Origin of the sequence: Thioclava sp. ES.031 (assembly GCF_002563775.1) — a bacterium.
Classification (GTDB): Bacteria; Pseudomonadota; Alphaproteobacteria; order Rhodobacterales; family Rhodobacteraceae; genus Thioclava.
Genome location: NZ_PDJO01000001.1, coordinates 1,572,822 through 1,589,744, shown reverse-complemented (window position 1 = coordinate 1,589,744; position 16,923 = coordinate 1,572,822). Strand labels below are relative to the sequence as shown.

The 16,923-nt window shown below is 65.3% G+C and carries 14 protein-coding genes and 1 pseudogene; 7 read left to right on the top strand and 8 right to left on the bottom strand.

The window, feature by feature from the left end; translation table 11 throughout:
• Window positions 1-63 precede the first annotated feature (63 nt).
• Genes AXZ77_RS07705 through AXZ77_RS07695 form a run of 3 tightly spaced genes read left to right on the top strand, consistent with a single transcriptional unit; the run spans window position 64 to window position 3,853 of the window.
• Entirely contained in the window at window positions 64-1,011 is a 948-nt protein-coding gene (locus AXZ77_RS07705; RefSeq protein ID WP_098410689.1) for an ABC transporter permease, read from the top strand.
• A complete protein-coding gene (locus AXZ77_RS07700; RefSeq protein WP_098410688.1) occupies window positions 1,008-2,894 on the top strand; it encodes a dipeptide/oligopeptide/nickel ABC transporter permease/ATP-binding protein in 1,887 nt (628 codons plus the stop codon). Before AXZ77_RS07705 ends, AXZ77_RS07700 begins: the two co-directional genes overlap by 4 nt.
• Window positions 2,891-3,853, top strand: coding sequence for an ABC transporter ATP-binding protein (locus AXZ77_RS07695; protein ID WP_098410687.1), 963 nt, complete (start codon window positions 2,891-2,893; stop codon window positions 3,851-3,853). The genes AXZ77_RS07700 and AXZ77_RS07695 overlap by 4 nt, the downstream gene beginning before the upstream one ends.
• A gap of 149 nt (window positions 3,854-4,002) precedes the next feature.
• Here AXZ77_RS07695 and lipA read toward each other — a convergent pair whose 3' ends face one another.
• Window positions 4,003-4,953, bottom strand: coding sequence for a lipoyl synthase (lipA, locus tag AXZ77_RS07690; RefSeq protein ID WP_075774628.1), 951 nt, complete (start codon window positions 4,951-4,953; stop codon window positions 4,003-4,005).
• 263 nt (window positions 4,954-5,216) lie between these two features.
• On the opposite strand from lipA, the gene AXZ77_RS07685 reads away from it, so the two are divergent.
• Window positions 5,217-5,765 (top strand): peroxiredoxin, encoded by a 549-nt coding sequence (locus AXZ77_RS07685; protein WP_098410686.1) that lies wholly within the window; start codon window positions 5,217-5,219, stop codon window positions 5,763-5,765.
• Between the two features lie 61 nt (window positions 5,766-5,826).
• Here the strand turns inward: AXZ77_RS07685 and AXZ77_RS07680 are convergent, their stop codons facing one another.
• Both AXZ77_RS07680 and AXZ77_RS19830 read right to left on the bottom strand, forming a co-directional pair.
• Window positions 5,827-6,720 carry a hydrogen peroxide-inducible genes activator gene (locus tag AXZ77_RS07680; RefSeq protein ID WP_098410685.1) on the bottom strand — a complete coding sequence of 298 codons (894 nt, stop codon included), beginning with the start codon at window positions 6,718-6,720 and terminating at the stop codon, window positions 5,827-5,829.
• Between the two features lie 268 nt (window positions 6,721-6,988).
• A pseudogene (locus AXZ77_RS19830) lies at window positions 6,989-8,114 on the bottom strand (DUF6456 domain-containing protein).
• 215 nt (window positions 8,115-8,329) lie between these two features.
• Here AXZ77_RS19830 and AXZ77_RS07670 point away from each other — a divergent pair.
• Window positions 8,330-8,746 carry a DUF6477 family protein gene (locus tag AXZ77_RS07670; RefSeq protein WP_255266433.1) on the top strand — a complete coding sequence of 139 codons (417 nt, stop codon included), beginning with the start codon at window positions 8,330-8,332 and terminating at the stop codon, window positions 8,744-8,746.
• Here AXZ77_RS07670 and AXZ77_RS07665 read toward each other — a convergent pair.
• A complete protein-coding gene (locus AXZ77_RS07665; protein ID WP_098412470.1) occupies window positions 8,733-10,313 on the bottom strand; it encodes a helicase HerA-like domain-containing protein in 1,581 nt (526 codons plus the stop codon). The genes AXZ77_RS07670 and AXZ77_RS07665 overlap by 14 nt on opposite strands.
• A gap of 561 nt (window positions 10,314-10,874) precedes the next feature.
• On the opposite strand from AXZ77_RS07665, the gene AXZ77_RS07660 reads away from it, so the two are divergent.
• Window positions 10,875-11,576, top strand: coding sequence for an invasion associated locus B family protein (locus AXZ77_RS07660; protein ID WP_098410684.1), 702 nt, complete (start codon window positions 10,875-10,877; stop codon window positions 11,574-11,576).
• 72 nt (window positions 11,577-11,648) lie between these two features.
• Here the strand turns inward: AXZ77_RS07660 and AXZ77_RS07655 are convergent, their stop codons facing one another.
• From AXZ77_RS07655 to AXZ77_RS07640, 4 genes are read right to left on the bottom strand one after another with little or no spacing between them, the layout of a single operon-like run.
• Entirely contained in the window at window positions 11,649-12,854 is a 1,206-nt protein-coding gene (locus AXZ77_RS07655; RefSeq protein WP_098410683.1) for a beta-ketoacyl synthase, read from the bottom strand.
• Entirely contained in the window at window positions 12,854-13,135 is a 282-nt protein-coding gene (locus AXZ77_RS07650) for an acyl carrier protein (RefSeq protein WP_078519276.1), read from the bottom strand. Before AXZ77_RS07650 ends, AXZ77_RS07655 begins: the two co-directional genes overlap by 1 nt.
• Window positions 13,136-13,143: 8 nt before the next feature.
• Window positions 13,144-14,244, bottom strand: a complete 1,101-nt coding sequence (locus tag AXZ77_RS07645) for a UDP-3-O-(3-hydroxymyristoyl)glucosamine N-acyltransferase (RefSeq protein WP_098410682.1) — start codon at window positions 14,242-14,244, stop codon at window positions 13,144-13,146.
• Window positions 14,245-14,300: 56 nt separating this feature from the next.
• Window positions 14,301-15,839, bottom strand: a complete 1,539-nt coding sequence (locus AXZ77_RS07640) for a murein L,D-transpeptidase (protein ID WP_369679771.1) — start codon at window positions 15,837-15,839, stop codon at window positions 14,301-14,303.
• A gap of 471 nt (window positions 15,840-16,310) precedes the next feature.
• Between AXZ77_RS07640 and AXZ77_RS07635 the strand changes: the two genes are divergently transcribed.
• Window positions 16,311-16,865, top strand: a complete 555-nt coding sequence (locus AXZ77_RS07635) for a DUF882 domain-containing protein (RefSeq protein ID WP_098410680.1) — start codon at window positions 16,311-16,313, stop codon at window positions 16,863-16,865.
• The last annotated feature ends 58 nt before the right edge of the window (window positions 16,866-16,923 follow it).

Sequence of the window (16,923 nt, the reverse complement as noted above, 5' to 3'; positions counted from 1 at the left end):
CGAGCCGCGACTGGCCCGCGCACTCTTTTTTTCATCATTTGCGCGTCACCCAAAGGGAGACCAATGGGCAGCTATATCCTCAAACGGCTCTTGCTGGCGGTGCCGGTGATCCTCGGGATCACGGTGATCGTCTTTCTGATCATGGCGATGATCCCGGGCGACCCGGCCACCGCGATCCTGGGCAGCTATGCCACACCCGAAAACGTGGCGAAGCTGAACCGCGATCTCGGCCTCGATCAGCCCTTGGTGGCGCGCTATTCCATCTGGCTGTGGAACATGCTCCACGGCGATTTCGGCCAGAGCTTCTCGCTCAATCGCCCCGTGATCGACGAGGTGCTGGAGCGGTTCAACAACACGCTGATCCTTGCGGGCACCTCCTTCGTTCTCTGCACAGTGTTCGGCATTCTCGCAGGCGTGGTCTCGGCCGCGCGCCAATATGGCTTCGCCGACAAGGCGATCACCTTCGTGGTGCTGCTGGGCATTTCGATCCCGTCCTTCTTCCTCGGGATGATGATGATCCTGATCTTCGCCGTGGACCTGCAATGGCTGCCGGTCTCGGGGATGTATGCGATCTATGGCGGCGGCGACCTGCCCGACCTGCTCCATCACCTGACGATGCCCGCGCTGGCTTTGGCAGTGGTGGCGACCGGCGTTGTGGCGCGACTGTCGCGCTCGGCCATGCTGGAGGTGCTGCGGCAGGATTTCATCCGCACCGCACGGGCCAAGGGTGTGAAAGAGGGCCGCGTGATCTGGGGCCATGCCCTGCGCGCGGCGATGGTCTCGATTATCCCTGTGCTCGGCATTCAGGCGGGCTTCGTGCTGTCGGGCGCGGTCTATATCGAGATCGTGTTCCAATGGCCCGGCATCGGGCGGATGCTGGTCGATGCGATCTTGCAGCGTGACATCCTGCTCGTCCAAGGCGGCGTGGTCTTCGTCGCGGCCTGCTACGTCATTTTCAACATCATCGTCGATGTCGCCCAGAGCCTTCTCGACCCGAGGATCAAGACATGAGCGCGTTCTTCAAACTTCTCGCGCGCAACCGGCTGGCGCTGGGTGGGCTGATCGTGATGGGGCTGGTGGTGGCTCTGGCGCTGATTACGCCTCTGCTGCCTCTCGTCGATCCGGACGCGACGAACACCGCGAACCGCTTCCTGCCGCCGTTCTCCGATAGCGCGCTGCTGGGCACGGATGCGCTGGGGCGCGATCTGCTCTCGCGGCTTCTGTGGGGCACCCGGCTGTCGCTCGCCGTGGGCTTTGCCGCAGCCCTCTTCGCGGCTGTTGCGGGCGCGGCAGTCGGCATCATCGCGGGCTTCTATGGCGGGCGCACCGACAATATCATCATGCGCGCCGTCGATATGCTGATGGCCTTCCCCTATATCCTGCTGGCGCTCGCGATCGTGGCCGCGCTCGGTCCCGGTCTCGTGAATGCGCTGATCGCGGTCTCAGTCGTCAACATCCCCTTCTTCGCGCGCAACATTCGCGGCATCACCGTGGGGCTTGCCAATAAGGAATTCGTGGATGCGGCAAAGCTCGCGGGCATGTCCAATGCGCGCATCATCACCTCGGAAATCCTGCCCAATGTGGTGCCCGTCATCGTGATCGCGATGTCCACCACGATCGGCTGGATGATCCTCGAGACGGCGGGCCTGAGCTTCCTCGGGCTCGGCTCTCAGCCGCCGCAGGCCGATCTCGGGAGCATGCTGGGCGAGGCGCGCTCGGCGCTGATCACCAACCCGCATACCTCGGTCATTCCCGGCATCATGATCCTCATCATCGTGATGAGCATCAACCTGCTGGGCGACGGCGTGCGCGACGCGCTCGACCCGCGGCTGAAATCGGACGCGCTGAGCCGTCCGATGGCCGCGACCCGCGTGGACCGCAAACACACCCCCGCGCCAGAAGTCGCGACTGACGGCATTCTCAGCCTCGAGAACCTGCGGACCGAATTCCACGTCAAGGACCGCATCTACAAGGCGGTGTCCGGTGTCTCTCTGTCGGTCAAACCCGGCGAATGTCTCGGCGTGATCGGCGAGTCCGGCTCGGGCAAATCGGTCACGGCGCTGTCGGTCATGGGGCTTGTCGCCTCGCCGCCCGGCGTCATCACCGGCGGAGCCGCGCGGCTTGAGGGCCGCGACATGATCGGCGCGCGCTATGGCGATCTGAGAACCCTGCGCGGTCGCCGCGTCGCCTATATCTTTCAGGACCCGCTGGCGACGCTGCACCCGCTCTACAAGGTCGGCGATCAACTGGTGGAGGCGATCTCCAGCCATCGCGCGATCTCGAAATCCGAAGGTCGTGCAAAGGCCATCGAGTTGCTGAAATCCGTGCGCATCCCCAATGCCGAGGAGCGCGTGGACAGCTACCCGCACGAGATGTCGGGCGGCATGCGTCAGCGCGTCGGCATCGCGATGGCGCTGGCCAACGATCCCGACGTGATCATCGCGGACGAGCCGACCACGGCGCTCGACGTGACGGTGCAGGCACAGATCCTCTCGCTGCTCGACGATCTGCGGCGCGAGCGCGGGCTCGCGATCATCTTCATCACCCATGATTTCGGCGTGGTGGCGCAGCTGTGCGACCGCGTGGCGGTGATGTATGCGGGCCGGATCGTCGAGGAAGGCCCGACGATGGAGATCCTGCGCGCCCCCGCCCACCCCTACACGGCGCGGCTGATCGCCTGCGTGCCCGAACTGGGCGCGGGCAAGCGCAAGCTGGAGGCGATCCCGGGCCTGCCGCCTTCGGTCGATGCGCTGCCCGCAGGCTGCGCCTTCGCCGATCGCTGCCTGAAGGCGCAACCGGATTGCCAGCAAAGCGAGATCGCGCTTGAACGGGCCGGTGCCCGCGCGGTGCGCTGCCTGCATCCCGAAACCACCCTGGCGGAGGAAACCGCATGAGCATCGCCCTGCAAGTCACCGATCTGTCGAAGACATTCCCCTTTGGCAAGAAGCTCTTCGGCGGCACCACAGGGGCCGTGCAAGCCGTCCATCCGATAACGCTGGAAGTGCAGACCGGCGAGACTCTCGGCGTCGTCGGAGAGTCGGGCTGCGGCAAGTCCACGCTGGCACGAATGCTGGTGGGGCTGCTCCCCGCGACGACCGGCACGATCGAAATCGAGGGTTCGGCGCTCGATAACGCCGACCCGGCCGAGTTCGGCAAGCGCATCCAGTATGTGTTTCAGGACCCGATCTCTTCGCTGAACCCGCGCAAGACGATCCGGCAGATCATGGATGCGCCCTTGAAGCTGCTGCACGGGATGGACCGCAAGGCGCGCGAGAAGCGTATCCTCGAGATTTTCGACAGCGTGAACCTGCGCGCCGATTTCCTAGACCGCTACCCGCATGAGTTCTCCGGCGGTCAGGCGCAGCGCATCGGCATCGCGCGGGCGCTCGCCGCGCAGGCGCGCATCCTGATCCTCGACGAACCCGTCTCGGCGCTCGATGTGTCGGTGCAGGCGCAGGTGCTCAACCTGCTGGCAGACCTGAAACGCGAATTCGGCCTGACCTACCTGTTCATCAGTCACGATCTGGCGGTGGTCGAGGCGGTCTCTGACCGGATCGCGGTGCTCTATTTCGGCTCGGTGGTCGAGGAAGGCCGGGCCGAGGAAATCTTCGCCCATCCGCGCCACCCCTACACGAAACTGCTGGCGGAAAGCGCGCCGGTCGTGGGGCGTGCGCTGTCAGACCCCGAAGACGGGCACGCGGAATTGCCCAACCCGCTCGACCCGCCCAAGGGCTGCGCCTTTGCGATGCGCTGCCCCTACGCGACCGATAAATGCCGGGAGGCGGCTCCCGCGCTCGAGCAGATCGGCGACGATCAACGGGTCGCCTGCTTCCATCCTCTGCCCGCGCGCTAAGGCGCAGAGCCGGAGCGCGGCAACCGCGTGCGTCTCGCTATGTCACGCGGTGCGGCACTGGCGGGAATGGGACCTCCGCGTCTCATCGCTCCAGAAATGAAAAACCCGGCCGCTGGGGGCCGGGTTCATTCAGATCGCTTGCGGCGCGCTCAGCTCAGGCCGAGCTTCTTCAGCCGGTTCTCGCGCAGCCGGGCGAAGTCGTCGCCCGCGTGATAGCTCGAGCGGGTTAGCGGAGTCGCCGACACCATCAGGAAGCCCTTGCCGTAAGCCGCTTTCTCGTAGTCGCGGAACTCTTCCGGCGTCACGAAACGCATCACCGCGTGGTGCTTCGGCGTCGGCTGCAGATATTGCCCGATGGTCAGGAAATCGACATCGGCGGAGCGCATGTCATCCATCACCTGACGGACCTGCGGTGCCTCTTCACCCAGACCGACCATGATGCCCGATTTGGTGAACATCGACGGGTCCAGCTCTTTCACGCGCTGCAAAAGGCGCAGCGAGTGGAAGTAACGCGCACCGGGGCGCACGCCGGGATAGAGGCCAGGCACGGTTTCGAGATTGTGGTTGAACACGTCGGGGCGCGCCTCGACGACTTTCTCCAGCGCGGCGGGCTCGCATTTCAGGAAGTCCGGCGTCAGGATTTCGATCGTGGTGTCGGGCGAGCGGTGACGGATCGCGCGGATCGTCTGCGCGAAATGCTCCGCCCCGCCATCGTCCAGATCGTCGCGGTCGACCGAGGTGATCACGACGTGGTTCAGACCCAGCGTCTCGACCGCATGGGCGACGCGGCCCGGCTCGAACACGTCGAGCGCGTCGGGGCGACCGGTGGCCACGTTGCAGAAGGAACAGCCACGGGTACAGATCTCGCCCATGATCATCATGGTAGCGTGACCCTGGCTCCAGCATTCGCCGACATTCGGGCAGCCTGCCTCTTCGCAGACGGTGACCAGCTTGTTGGTCTTCAGAATGTCGCGCGTCTTCTTGTAGCCTTCCGAGACCGGCGCTTTCACGCGGATCCAATCGGGTTTCTTGGGCTGGGCATTGTCGGCGCGATGCGCCTTTTCGGGGTGGCGTTCACCGGGCATCTTGAGATCGCGCATGATCCATCCTTTCGGAGTGCGGTTGATGGTCACATAAGCCGATTGCGTCCCGGATGCAAATGCGCAACCCCGAAGGCCGCAATGCACATGGCGCGCGGCTGACCTGCGCGTAAGCGACGCTCAGGCCACCATCAAGTCAACGACTGCAAAGTCGCGCGGCGGATGCTGCATCTGCAAAGTCAGCGATTGTGACCGAAAGGGACATCCGCTAGTCAGGACATTCTCCAAACCGCAACCTCCCCAACCGATAAAGGAGACCTCCCATGCTTCCCGGTTCGAAACTGCCCGAAGTGACCTTCCACACCCGCGTGCGCGACGACAGCATCGAGGGGCCGAACCCCTTCCGCTGGGAGGACAAGACCACCGCGGATTACTTCGCGGGCAAGCGCGTGGTGCTGTTTGCGCTGCCCGGCGCCTTCACCCCCACTTGCTCGACCTACCAGCTGCCCGGCTTCGAGAAGGGCTTCGACGATTTCGCCGCACAGGGCATCGACGAGATCTACTGCCTGTCGGTCAACGACGCCTTCGTGATGAACCAGTGGGCCAAGGCGCAGGGCCTCGAGAACGTCAAGGTGATCCCCGATGGTTCGGGCGAGTTCACCCGCCGCGTCGGTATGCTGGTGCGCAAGGACAATCTGGGCTTCGGTCTGCGCTCGTGGCGCTATGCGGCCGTCGTCAATGACGGCGTGATCGAGGCCTGGTTCGAGGAGCCGGGCCTTGAAGACAACCATGGCGCGGATCCCTATGGCGTGTCCTCGCCCGAGACCGTCATGAACTGGCTGGTCAACGCCAAGGCCGAAGCGGCGGCGTGACCCTATGCCGGCCCGTTTATCGGGCCGGCATACGAGGGGCCGAGACCGGGGCGCGCGGCGATCAGAAGCGTCTGCGCGCCTGCGCGACCAGCCCCTCGCCCGCACTTTGCAAGACCTGCGCGAGCGGGTCGAACCACGCCTCGGCATCGGAAACTTCGCGGGCACGGACCAGCCTCACGGTCCGTGCCGGCTCTTCGTCGAACCGGCTGAGCGCGAGCGTCGGAAAGGCGCGGGTTTCCTGCAAGCTCGCGATCTCGGGCACCAGCGTCAGCCCCATCGCCTGCCCGGCCAGCGCGCAAAGCGTGGTCAGCGAGGACGCCCCCAGATCGATGCGCTGCGCCGCCCGCGTCAGCCCGCACAGAGCCAGCGCCTGATCGGCGAGGCAATGGCCTTCATCGAGCAGCAAGAGCTGATCCGGGTCGATCGCCTGAGGGCTGAGGCCGCGCACCATTGTCAGCTGATCCGGCGTCCCGGCCAGCAGGAAACGATCCTCGAACAGCGGTGTCTCGAACAGTTCCGGCGCGGGCGTCGCGATGATCGCGGCATCGAGGCGCCCCTCGGCGATCTCGGCCAGCAGCGACTCGGTCGTGGCCTCGCGCAGCCGCAGCCCCCCTTGCGCGCGCAGCCCCGCCAGAGACGCAGGCAGCAGATAGGGCGCGATGGTCGGGATCACGCCAAGATTGACCTGCCCCAGCCCGCGCCGCGCCTCGGACTGCAAATCGCGCAACTCGCCCGCGACCCGCTCGGCGGTTTCCAGCACCCGCCGCCCGGCCCGCGTCAGCCGCACATCGCGCGGGCGGCGCTCGACCAGCGGCTGGCCCACCTGCTCCTCCAGCTCACGGATTTGGACCGAGAGCGCGGGCTGGCTGACATGGACGATCTCAGCGGCGCGCGAGAAAGAGCGCGCCTGACCGAGCGCCCGCAAATAGGTGAGTTGGCGAAGCGTGATATTCATAACCTTCGATTATCGCCACACGGAAAAATTTACAACTTCGCGTTATATCATTTTCGCATGGGTCGCTCATACCAAGAAGGAATCCGTAAGGGTGCACGCCAAGGTCGGCAGGACACGGACCAGCGAAAAAGGTAAGGGCGCGAGAAAACCTCACGCCCTTTCTTGCGTTTTATCAGAGTCTTGCAAAGCAAAGCTAAGGTAAAACCTTAACTTTAACGCACTGTTAGGCATTGAGGATTTGGCTGCGTGAGAGCGTCCGGACCGCCGCTCACCCAATCATCGGACTGGCCCCGCCATAGGTGTCGTCGTAATGCCGCTTGAGACGTTGCAGAGCGATGCGCAGGACGATCTTGCCCGAGCGCGCCGACCAGCCGAGCCGCTTCTCCGCCGTCTCCAGCCCTTCGAGGAAGCAGCAGCAGCGCAGCGCCATGTCGCCCAGGCCCGGCCCCAGATCGCGCAGCGCCAGCGCCACCCGCTCGCGCGCGGTGTCGGAGCCGCCGCCCATCGCCAGCTCGGGGCGATACTGCCCGCGCCCCCCCACCGCCGGTCAGGAACCGTTCCCAATTCTGACCCACGCGGGGGCCCATCTGCGCCAGCTCAAAATCCTCGCGCAAACGCTCCCCGGCGGCGACGAGATCGGCGCCGAGGAACGGCCGCCCCTGTTTGTCACGCCGCCGCGCCAGCACCGCGAGCGGGCTTTCGGCCAGATTGGCGCGCACCCGGCGCTGATGCCCGTCCGCGTCGGCGCGCGTCTCGTGGGCGAACTCGCCATGTTGCGCGGCGAAGGGATTGGCGGCGGTCTCGCCGCGTGCCGCGGCCTCTTCCTCCAGCACGCGTTTCAGCGCCGCGCGCCCCGCTTGCGTGATCTCGTAGCTGGTGACGCGCCCCACATGGGCGACCTCGATCCAGTCCTTGAGCGCGAAAGCCTGCGCCACCGCGCGCTCCAGCACGGCCGTGCGCACCGTGCCGCGGAGCACCACGGCCTTGTCCATCTCGCGCCCCACGATCAGGAGCGCGCCCGGCTCGGACAGGCGGCGCAGGATGCGGCGCGTCTCACGGCGCAGCTGGTCTTCATCGGCGGGCGTCTCAGAGGGGTGGAAAGCAGCGGTCATGGGCGTGTCCTTTTGGAGCACGGTCGTCATCGGAGCCTCGGGATAATTGGCGGCGCCCGGCCCGGCCGCGCGGCCAAGACGTTCGAGCGCCTCATCGACCAGCGGATCGTCCCGCCGCGCCTCGATCCGGCGCACGCGGCGCAGGATCGTCGAGGCTGCGCACCCTTCCGCCCGTGCCAATGCCCGTATCGGAACGCCTTCTTCGACATGGCGCAGATAGAGTCGGGCATGTTCGGGCAGCCAGGCGGGAAGCTCCGCCGGGGCCGGTGCGATCGAAGTCATATTGTCCCCCAGATTGCGCCGCGAAACGCGCGACGAGTCCGTCCGGTAACAACCGTGAGTTGCTTTGGTTACCCGTTCGTTAATAAACGGGACGCCAGCAAGAATTCCTTAAACTTCCTAAACAAAGCTTTGCGGGGCGCACGCTTCAGGGCGAAATTGCGCAACACCATCTGAGGCTGGGTAACGCTCGGGATCTCACCTCAAGGGAGTTTCCGATGACCTTCGCATTTCGCCAGAAATCCACGCCTGCCTTCCACGCCCCGTCGCCGCTGCGCCTGGTCGAACCGGCCGCCGCCGACAGCGTCGCCCCCGATATCGATCCGGTCACCGCCGTGGCGAAGCTGCGCCGCCCGCGCCTGTTGATCCGCGCGGCCCGGCACGGGCTGAGCGATTACAGCCGCAAGCGCGACCTCAAGCGGGTGATGCGGATGAGCGAGCTGCCGCGTCCGGGAGCGGCCCTGCGCGCGCTGATGGCCGAGGAAGAGGCGCTCGATCAGGCGCGGCGCGCGGGCGAGGCGACCTATTCGGTCGCCCGCCATATCGAGCTGCTGATCGCGCTGCTGGCCGAGACGCGGCTGGCGCCGCAGCCCGCTGAGGAGAGCGCGGGTGCCCCGTCGCTCAGCGCGACTTGAAGAGCGAACCGAGAACCCCGCGCACGATCGTCTGGCCCGTCTTGGTGCCCAGCTGACGCGCAAGGCTCTTGCCGAAGGTCTCGAGGATCGTATCGGACCGGCGCGAGGATTTGCGCGCCGGTTTCGACTTCGCCGTCGGATCGTAGCGCCGTGCATTGTTGAAATTGTCGAAGCCCTCATCGAGCTCGGAGCGGCCCGCGGCGGTCTTGGCCGCTTTCTCGCGCACCTCGGCCTCTGCGGCTTCGCGCGCCGCCAGTTCGGCACGCTTGGCGAGGATTTCCTGCGCCGACTCGCGATCCACGGGCGTGTCGTATTTGTCGCCCAGACCGCTTGACGCGATCACGGCGGCGCGCTCGGTATCGCTGAGCGGGCCAAGACGCGACTGCGGCGGGCGGATCAGCGTGCGCTCGACCATGCCCGGCACGCCCTTCTTTTCGAGGAAGGAGGTCACCGCCTCGCCCGTGCCGACTTCCTTGATCGCGATCTCGGTGTCGAAGCTCGGATTGGCGCGGTAATTCTCGGCCGCGCGATGCAGGTCGCGCTGATCCTTTGCGGTGAAGGCACGCAACGCGTGCTGCACGCGGTTGCCAAGCTGGCTGAGAATGCCGTCGGGCACGTCGCCGGGGTTCTGGGTGATGAAGAACACCCCCACCCCTTTCGAGCGGATCAGCCGCGCCACCTGCTCCACCTTGTCGACGAGCGCCTTGGGCGCGTCGTCGAACAGCAGATGCGCCTCGTCGAAGAAGAAGACCAGCTTGGGCTTGTCGGGGTTGCCGACCTCGGGCAGTTCCTCGAACAGTTCCGAGAGCAGCCACAGCAGGAAAGTCGCGTAAAGCTGCGGGCTGCCCATCAGCTTGTCGGCGGCGAGGATGTTGATCTGGCCCATGCCGTTTTCGTCGGTCTGGATCAGATCGCCAAGGTCCAGCGCGGGTTCGCCGAAGAACTGCGCCCCGCCCTGGTTCTCCAGCACCAGCAGGTCGCGCTGGATCGCGCCGATCGTCGCGGTGCCGACATTGCCGTATTCCAGCGCGATCTCGTCCGCACGCTCGCCGATATGGCGCAGCATCGCGCGCAGGTCGTCGAGGTCGAGCAGCGCCAGCCCCTCCTTGTCGGCGATGTGGAAGGCGATGTTGAGCGCCCCTTCCTGCGCCTCGGTCAGCCCCAGAAGACGGCTCAGCAGCAGCGGCCCCATCTCGGAGACGGTCGTGCGCACCGGATGGCCCTTCTCGCCGAACATGTCCCAGAAGACGGTCGGATAGGCGCGGTATTGCAGATCGAAACCGATGGTCTGCGAGCGCTCCATGAAGGCGTTGTGCAGCTTGGCCTCGGCCGAGCCAGTGGCCGCGATGCCCGACAGATCGCCTTTCACATCGGCCATGAAGACCGGCACGCCCGCCTGCGAGAAGCCTTCCGCGAGGATCTGCAGCGTCACCGTTTTGCCGGTGCCGGTCGCGCCCGCAACCAGCCCGTGACGGTTGCCGTATTGGAGCTTCAATTCCTGCGGGCTTGCGTAGCCTTCACCACCGCCCCCAACGAACACACCCTCTTCGGTCAGAACACCGGTCATCTTGCCCTCGCCAAACAAATTTCGGCTCCGACAATACTACCTTAACCCTTTTGCGCCAGTCTGATCCTGCCCCCGGAGTACGCTTTTGCGCGGATGGGGGCGCTTCCTCCCTGTTGAACTGGCCGCGCCACGCTTGGCGCGGTCTTTTTCTTCTGTGCCAAGGGATTGCGTCCCGGAGTTCATCGCCTCACCGCCTGTCACACTTCCTCAACTTTGCCTGTTGACCTGTGAAAAATTCCGGCCTAGCGTACCGGCAATGACGAAGTCGGCCAGTCCGACAGGGGGAAAAGGAAGGGGTCCTGAACGGGCCCCTTTCGCTTGGAAAGCCCAGCTTTCGCGCCCTCGAAACACCCGATCCGGCCCGCGCGAGACGCGGCTGAATCGCCCCCGGCCTTTCCGCGAAATCCCCCGCCTGCGCCAGCGCCGATGCAGGCCGTCGAAAGGCTCACGAAACTGTGGCAGTTTGCCGCCGATCCGTGAGCGCCGCTGCGGAATTCGCCACTGACAGTGGCCCGGACCCGTGTTAAGCCTTCGACCAATACGTTTCAGGAGAAGAGTAATATGTCTCAACTGACGAAACCGCTCGCCCTCGCACTGGCCCTCGGCCTTGCAAGCGGGGCGTGGGCGCAAGATACCACCTCGAGCGACACGACCACGACGCCCTCGGCGGATGCGGGCACGACGGCCCCGGCCGCGGATGCGACCAGCACCGATCAGGCACCCGCGACTGGCGCTGACGCCACGCCGACGATGCCCGGCGCCGACCAGCAGGCCCAGAAGCCGCAGGAGCCGCAGACCTACATCAAGGCGACCTACGAAGACTGGCAGCTGCAATGCGCCAAGTCGCCCGACGGCAAGGATCCCTGCCAGATGTATCAGGTGATCAAGGACCAGAATGGCGGCAACGTGGCCGACATCTCGGTGATCGGCCTGCCCGATGGCAGCCAGGCCGCCGCTGGCCTCACCATCATGGTGCCGATGCAGACCCTGCTGTCGCAGAACCTGGTGCTGCAGGTCGATGGCGGCAAGCCGATGGTCTACCCCTATTCCTTCTGCGACCCGCGCATGATGGGCTGCTTCGCCCGCTTCGGCGTCAGCAACGCCGAGCTCGACTCGCTCAAGAAGGGCAGCAAGGCGACGATCACGATCACGCCGCTGGCCAACCCGCAGCAGAAGGTGAAAGCGGATATCTCGCTCAAAGGCTTCACCAAAGCCTTCGACGAAACCGTGAAAACCAACAAGGAAAACGGCGTTCAGAAGTAAGCTGGATGGATGAGCTTCGGCTCGCAACCGTTTGAAATTTAAGACGCCGCGCCCAAACCGGGCGCGGCGTTTTTATATCGTGCGCAAGGCCAGAACCGCGTTGAGCCCGCCGAAAGCGAAGGCATTCGAGAGCGCCGCGCCGACCTGCTGCTTGCGGGCGGTGTTGGGCACATAATCCAGATCGCAGTCGGGATCGGGGGTGGCGTAATTCGCCGTGGGCGCGATCACCCCGTCGCCAAGCGCCATCAGGCAGGCGATCAGCTCCACCGCGCCCGTGCCGCCGATGCAATGGCCGTGCAGCGCCTTGGTCGAGCTGACCGCGACCTGATCGGCCGCTGGGCCGAGCGCCGCGCGGATCGCGGCGGTCTCGATCCGATCATTGGCTGCCGTGCCGGTGCCGTGGGCGTTGATATAGCCGACCTCTTCGGGCGCCATGCCCGCATCACTCAGCGCGCCGATGATCGCGGCGGTCGCGCTGTCGAGCGACGGCATCACGACATCACGCGCATCGGAATTCATCGCGAAGCCCGCAATCTCGGCCAAGGGCTGCGCGCCACGCGCCTCGGCGCTCTCCAGCGTCTCGATCACGAAGACGCCTGCGCCCTCGCCCTGCACCATGCCGTTGCGATCTGCCGAGAACGGGCGGCAGCCATCGGGCGACATTACCCGCAGCCCCTCCCACGCTTTCAGCCCGCCGAAATTGAGCATCGCCTCAGAGCCACCCGCTAGCATCCCCTCGGCCATGCCCGAACGCACCATCTGGAACGCGAGGCCGATGGCGTGGTTGGAGCTGGCGCAGGCAGTGGCGACGGCAAAGCTCGGCCCCTGCAGCCCGTAGCGGATCGAGAGATGCGAGGGCGCGGCATTGGCCATCAGCTTCGGCACGGTCAGCGGGTGAACGCGGCTCTTTTGATCTGCGAAAACAGCGCGATAGGCATTGTTCGCGGTCGCATGCCCGCCGCCTGCGGACCCGACGATGCAGCCCCAGCGCGCGGGATCGGGAGCTGCCTCCAACCCCGCCTGCGCCATCGCCTCCGCGCCGGAGATCAGCGCGTATTGGGTGAAGGGGTCGTATTGCGCGAGCTGCGCCGAGGTGAAGCGGTCAGACGCGTCATAGCCGCGGATCTGACCGCCGATGCGGATGCTCAGCCGCTCTACATCCTGGAAGCTGAGCGGCCCGATGCCGCTGCGCCCCTCCGCCATGGCCGCCTTGGTTGCCGCAACGCCCTCGCCGAGCGCGTTGATCGTGCCCGCGCCCGTGATGACGACGCGCCGCATCAGGCGACGGCGGTCGACGGCTTGCCGCCCGAGACGAGACGCTCCACCGCGCCCACGATCGCCCCGATCGAGGACATGTCGAATTGCGAGGCGGCGGGTTCGTTGGCGTTGAACGGCACCGAGACGTCGAAGGCCTCTTCGATGGCGAAGATCACTTCGACGAGGCCGAGGCTATCGAGCCCCAGTTCGTCGAGCGTCATCTCGGGCGAAAGTTCGGAGGGCTCACGAAGGGCTTCGCGGGCGATGATCGAGAAAACCTGGTCTTGCACGTCTGGCCTCATATCTGGGGTTACTCCGTGCCGCCTTTTTGCGTGAGTTTCGTAACAGTTTCTCGAAGCTCGGCCATTTGCGCAAACAATCTCGGCAATCTGCGGACAGATTTGTTGATCTCGAGCTGCGTTTCCATCTTCACCGCCGGGCTCCCCCAGATCGTACGGCCTTTGGGGACGTTGGTGTAGATATTGGTGCCGCCCGCCGCGATGACGTCATCGCCCACGGTGATGTTGTCCGAGACGCCGCATTGCCCTGCCAGTACCACGCGGTGCCCGATCCGGGTCGAGCCCGCGATGCCGACCTGACCGCAGAGCAGGCAATCCTCGCCCACCTGCACGTTGTGGCCGATATGAACCATGTTATCGAGCTTGCTGCCCGAGCCGATGGCGGTTGCGCGCACCGTGCCGCGGTCGATACAGGCATTGGCGCCGATCTCGACATCGTCGCCGATCTCGACCGTGCCGAGCGAGTGGATGCGGAACCATTTCTGCTCGGTGATCTCTTCGCGCTGCTCCAGCGTGTGGCGGATTTCCTCGACGCCGGAGGGATCGGGCGTGACAAAGGAGAACCCGTCCGAGCCGATCACCGCGCCGGGCTGACAGACCAGCCGGTCGCCGATCAGCACCCGCGCGCCGATCCGCGCGCCGGGATAGATCAGCGCGTCAGCACCGATCTGCGCGCCTTCCGCGATGGTCACCTGCCCCACGATCCGCGCATTCGGGCCGATCTTCACCTCCTTGCCGATCACGGTGAAGGGGCCGATAGCGGCATCCTTGCCGATGATGGCGGTCGGGTCGATCACACAGGTCGGATGGATGCCGGGCTCGACGATGGGACCGGGATCGAAAGCTTTCGACAGCCCCGCCATGGCGAGACGCGGGCGGGTCACGAAAACCGCCGCCTCCAGCCCGAGCGCACGCCAGTCCGCACCTTCCCACAGAAGCGCCGCGCGGGCCTTACCCTCGCGCAGTCCTTCGGCGTATTTCTCGCTCATCGCGAGGGCGATCTGGTCGGGCCCCGCCGTCGCAGGCTCGGACGCGCCGGTCACCTCGATCGACAGGTCGCCTTCGGCGCGGGCGTTCAGCGCCTGCGCGATATGCTCGATTGTCTGGGACATGGCCGATCCTCTCATGGTCGCATGGGGGCGCGCTTGCCGCCCCCGTTGCCAGAGATTTAGCTGTCCTGCGTGCCCAATTCCACCCCGGCCTTTTGCAAGGCGTTGAAGAGGATCGCGTCACGCCCATAGACGTCGCGGCGATACTCGACATGCCCCGACGCGGTCGGCCAGGCGGTGAAATAGGTCAGATGCACAGGCACGTGCTTTTCCAGCGGCACGATCGTCTCGCGCCCCGAATTGAGGATGCGCTTGAACTCCGCTTCAGGATTGTCGCTTTGCGCGCCCAGAAGCGTGTAGGCCAGATCGAAGGGGTCGCCGACGCGCACGCAACCATGGCTGAACGCCCGCGTCTCTTTCTTGAAGAGCGATTTCGACGGCGTGTCGTGCAGGTAGATGTTCCAGCGGTTCGGGAACAGGAATTTCACCAGCCCCAGCGCGTTGCGGTTCGACGGCGGCTGCTTCATCGCGAAGGGGAAGTTGCGCGCGTTATAGGCGGCGAAATCCACCGCCGAGCGCGGCACCACCCGGCCCCGGCTGTCGATCAGCTGAAGCTGGCTCGCCGCATTCGGATTGCGCTGCATCTGCGGCAGGTATTCCTTGGTCACGATCGAGCGCGGCACATGCCAGGCCGGGTTGATGACCATCCGCTCCATCTCGTCGGAAAACTCCGGCGTGCGGCGGTCCGAGCTGTTCTGCCCGACCACCGTGACCGAGCGGAAGATAGTCTTGCCGTGATCGACCACGCGCACCGAGAAATCGGTGATGTTGACCCAGACGTAGCGGCCCGAGAAATCGATGCCGTTCATCCAGCGCAGACGCTCCATCGCGACGAGGATGGCTTTCATCCGCGCCTCGGGGCTCTTGTTGATCTCGCCCAGCGTGCTCGGCCCGGCCACGCCATCGGTCGCGAGCCCCTGATCGGTCTGATAGGCCTGCACGGCCTTTTGCATCTCGGCGTCATAGGTCGCGCTGGCAGAGCGGCCCAGATAGCCCATCCGCTGCAGCCTGTCGCGCAGTGCCACCACGTCCGGCCCGCTATCGCCGGGCTCGAGCTTGGTGCCGGGCACCGTCGGCCCCCAGCCGCCCGCTTCGATCTGATGCTCCAGATCGAGGCGCGCTTTCACCAGCTGCGCATATTGCGGCATCTGCGGCGCGAGCTCACGCAGGAACAGCGCCGGGTTGGTCGAAGCGGCGAAGGCCGTCATCCGGGCTTCGGGATCGGCGCGTTTGGGTTCGCGCTTGATATCGGAGATGACGCTGTGCGGGTCGAGCACGCCATGCGACAGGTCATGGGCGTAATCGAGGAAGATACGGCTCATCTTCACTTCGAGCAGCCCGCGCTGACGCTCGGACTGGACGGCGGCGAAGGCGACACGCAGCCCCTCGGGGTCGTAATGCGCCGTGGGCAGCCCCTGCATCGCCGACAGATCGAGCGCGCGCATGAAAGCCGCGCGGCGGCCCGCATCCTCGGCGGCGGTCCAGATCGGACGGTAATCGCGGGCAGCATAGAAGGCCGCCAGAGCGGGATTGTCAGCCGCAGCTTCGGCCACGGCCTGGGTGAAGCCCGAAAGCTCGACCCCCGCCAATGGCGACATGGCCCCTTGCGCTGCAATCTGGGCAGTGCCTTGCGCCTGGGCGCCGGCGGCGAGCGTAGCTAGCGCGAAGGCCAGCCCTATCTTACGGAAATTGCGCGTCATAGCGTCTAAACCCCTGCCCCGACCTTATCGTTCCAGATGTTCCAAACTTACCCCCATCTGTCCAGCAAAGCGTTGCGTGTGCGCAACGATAGGAGTCGAGGCGCGATCAGCGATGCAGGGGCGCAACAGCGCCTTTCCGCCGTCTCGGACCCGTCCCTCGCGCCGTTCCCACAAGGACGTGAGCGTATTTTTACTACCAGCAGGCGATTTTTTGCCGACCCGGCCCCTTATGGCAAAGATGCACCAGTTCCGTTCTTTATCGGTTAATAGGTCTATGCCATAAGGAGTAAGAAGTTTGGGTCTACCATCCCTCAACCGCCCGAAACAGGGCGGGGAAAATCGAGAGACAGGCGAACACAGGAACTTGCTATGACGACGATTTCCCGGCGCGGCCTTCTGGGCGCATTTGCTGCGACCATGGTAACGGCGGCCCCCACCATGAGTAACGCTTTCGGTCTACTCAAGGGCGCAGGGGACATCCGACGGATCAAGATGTATAACGGTCGTACCGGCGAGACGCTCGACACCGTTTACTGGATCGAAGGCGAGTATATCCCCGACGCGCTGAAAGAGATCACCTATTTCGCCCGCGACTGGCGCACCAATCAGCTGAAGAACATCGACGCGCGCACCGTGGACATCGCGGCCGCCGCGCACAACCTGATGGATTCGCGCGAACCCTATATGCTTCTGTCGGGTTACCGCTCGCCCAAGACCAACGCCATGCTGCGCGCCCGCTCGAAGGGCGTCGCGAAGAACTCGCTGCACATGCAGGGTCTGGCGATGGACCTGCGGCTGAAGTCGCGCTCGGTCAGCCAGATGTACAAGGCGGCCGCCGCCTGCCACGCTGGCGGCGTTGGCAAATACTCGCGCTCGAACTTCGTTCACATGGATTGCGGCCCGGTGCGGCACTGGGGCTCCTGAGCCTCGCGCACCTCGCCGGACTGACCCGAACGCCGCTTTCCCGAGCGGCGTTTTTCTT

Bases quoted from the DNA above. Each gene is read 5' to 3' on its own strand.
- AXZ77_RS07705 (WP_098410689.1), top strand. From the start codon at position 64: ATGGGCAGCTATATCCTCAAACGGCTCTTGCTGGCGGTGCCGGTGATC.
- AXZ77_RS07700 (WP_098410688.1), top strand. From the start codon at position 1,008: ATGAGCGCGTTCTTCAAACTTCTCGCGCGCAACCGGCTGGCGCTGGGT.
- AXZ77_RS07695 (WP_098410687.1), top strand. From the start codon at position 2,891: ATGAGCATCGCCCTGCAAGTCACCGATCTGTCGAAGACATTCCCCTTT.
- lipA (WP_075774628.1), bottom strand. From the start codon at position 4,953: ATGCGCGATCTCAAGATGCCCGGTGAACGCCACCCCGAAAAGGCGCAT.
- AXZ77_RS07685 (WP_098410686.1), top strand. From the start codon at position 5,217: ATGCTTCCCGGTTCGAAACTGCCCGAAGTGACCTTCCACACCCGCGTG.
- AXZ77_RS07680 (WP_098410685.1), bottom strand. From the start codon at position 6,720: ATGAATATCACGCTTCGCCAACTCACCTATTTGCGGGCGCTCGGTCAG.
- AXZ77_RS07670 (WP_255266433.1), top strand. From the start codon at position 8,330: ATGACCTTCGCATTTCGCCAGAAATCCACGCCTGCCTTCCACGCCCCG.
- AXZ77_RS07665 (WP_098412470.1), bottom strand. From the start codon at position 10,313: ATGACCGGTGTTCTGACCGAAGAGGGTGTGTTCGTTGGGGGCGGTGGT.
- AXZ77_RS07660 (WP_098410684.1), top strand. From the start codon at position 10,875: ATGTCTCAACTGACGAAACCGCTCGCCCTCGCACTGGCCCTCGGCCTT.
- AXZ77_RS07655 (WP_098410683.1), bottom strand. From the start codon at position 12,854: ATGCGGCGCGTCGTCATCACGGGCGCGGGCACGATCAACGCGCTCGGC.
- AXZ77_RS07650 (WP_078519276.1), bottom strand. From the start codon at position 13,135: ATGAGGCCAGACGTGCAAGACCAGGTTTTCTCGATCATCGCCCGCGAA.
- AXZ77_RS07645 (WP_098410682.1), bottom strand. From the start codon at position 14,244: ATGTCCCAGACAATCGAGCATATCGCGCAGGCGCTGAACGCCCGCGCC.
- AXZ77_RS07640 (WP_369679771.1), bottom strand. From the start codon at position 15,839: ATGTCGCCATTGGCGGGGGTCGAGCTTTCGGGCTTCACCCAGGCCGTG.
- AXZ77_RS07635 (WP_098410680.1), top strand. From the start codon at position 16,311: ATGACGACGATTTCCCGGCGCGGCCTTCTGGGCGCATTTGCTGCGACC.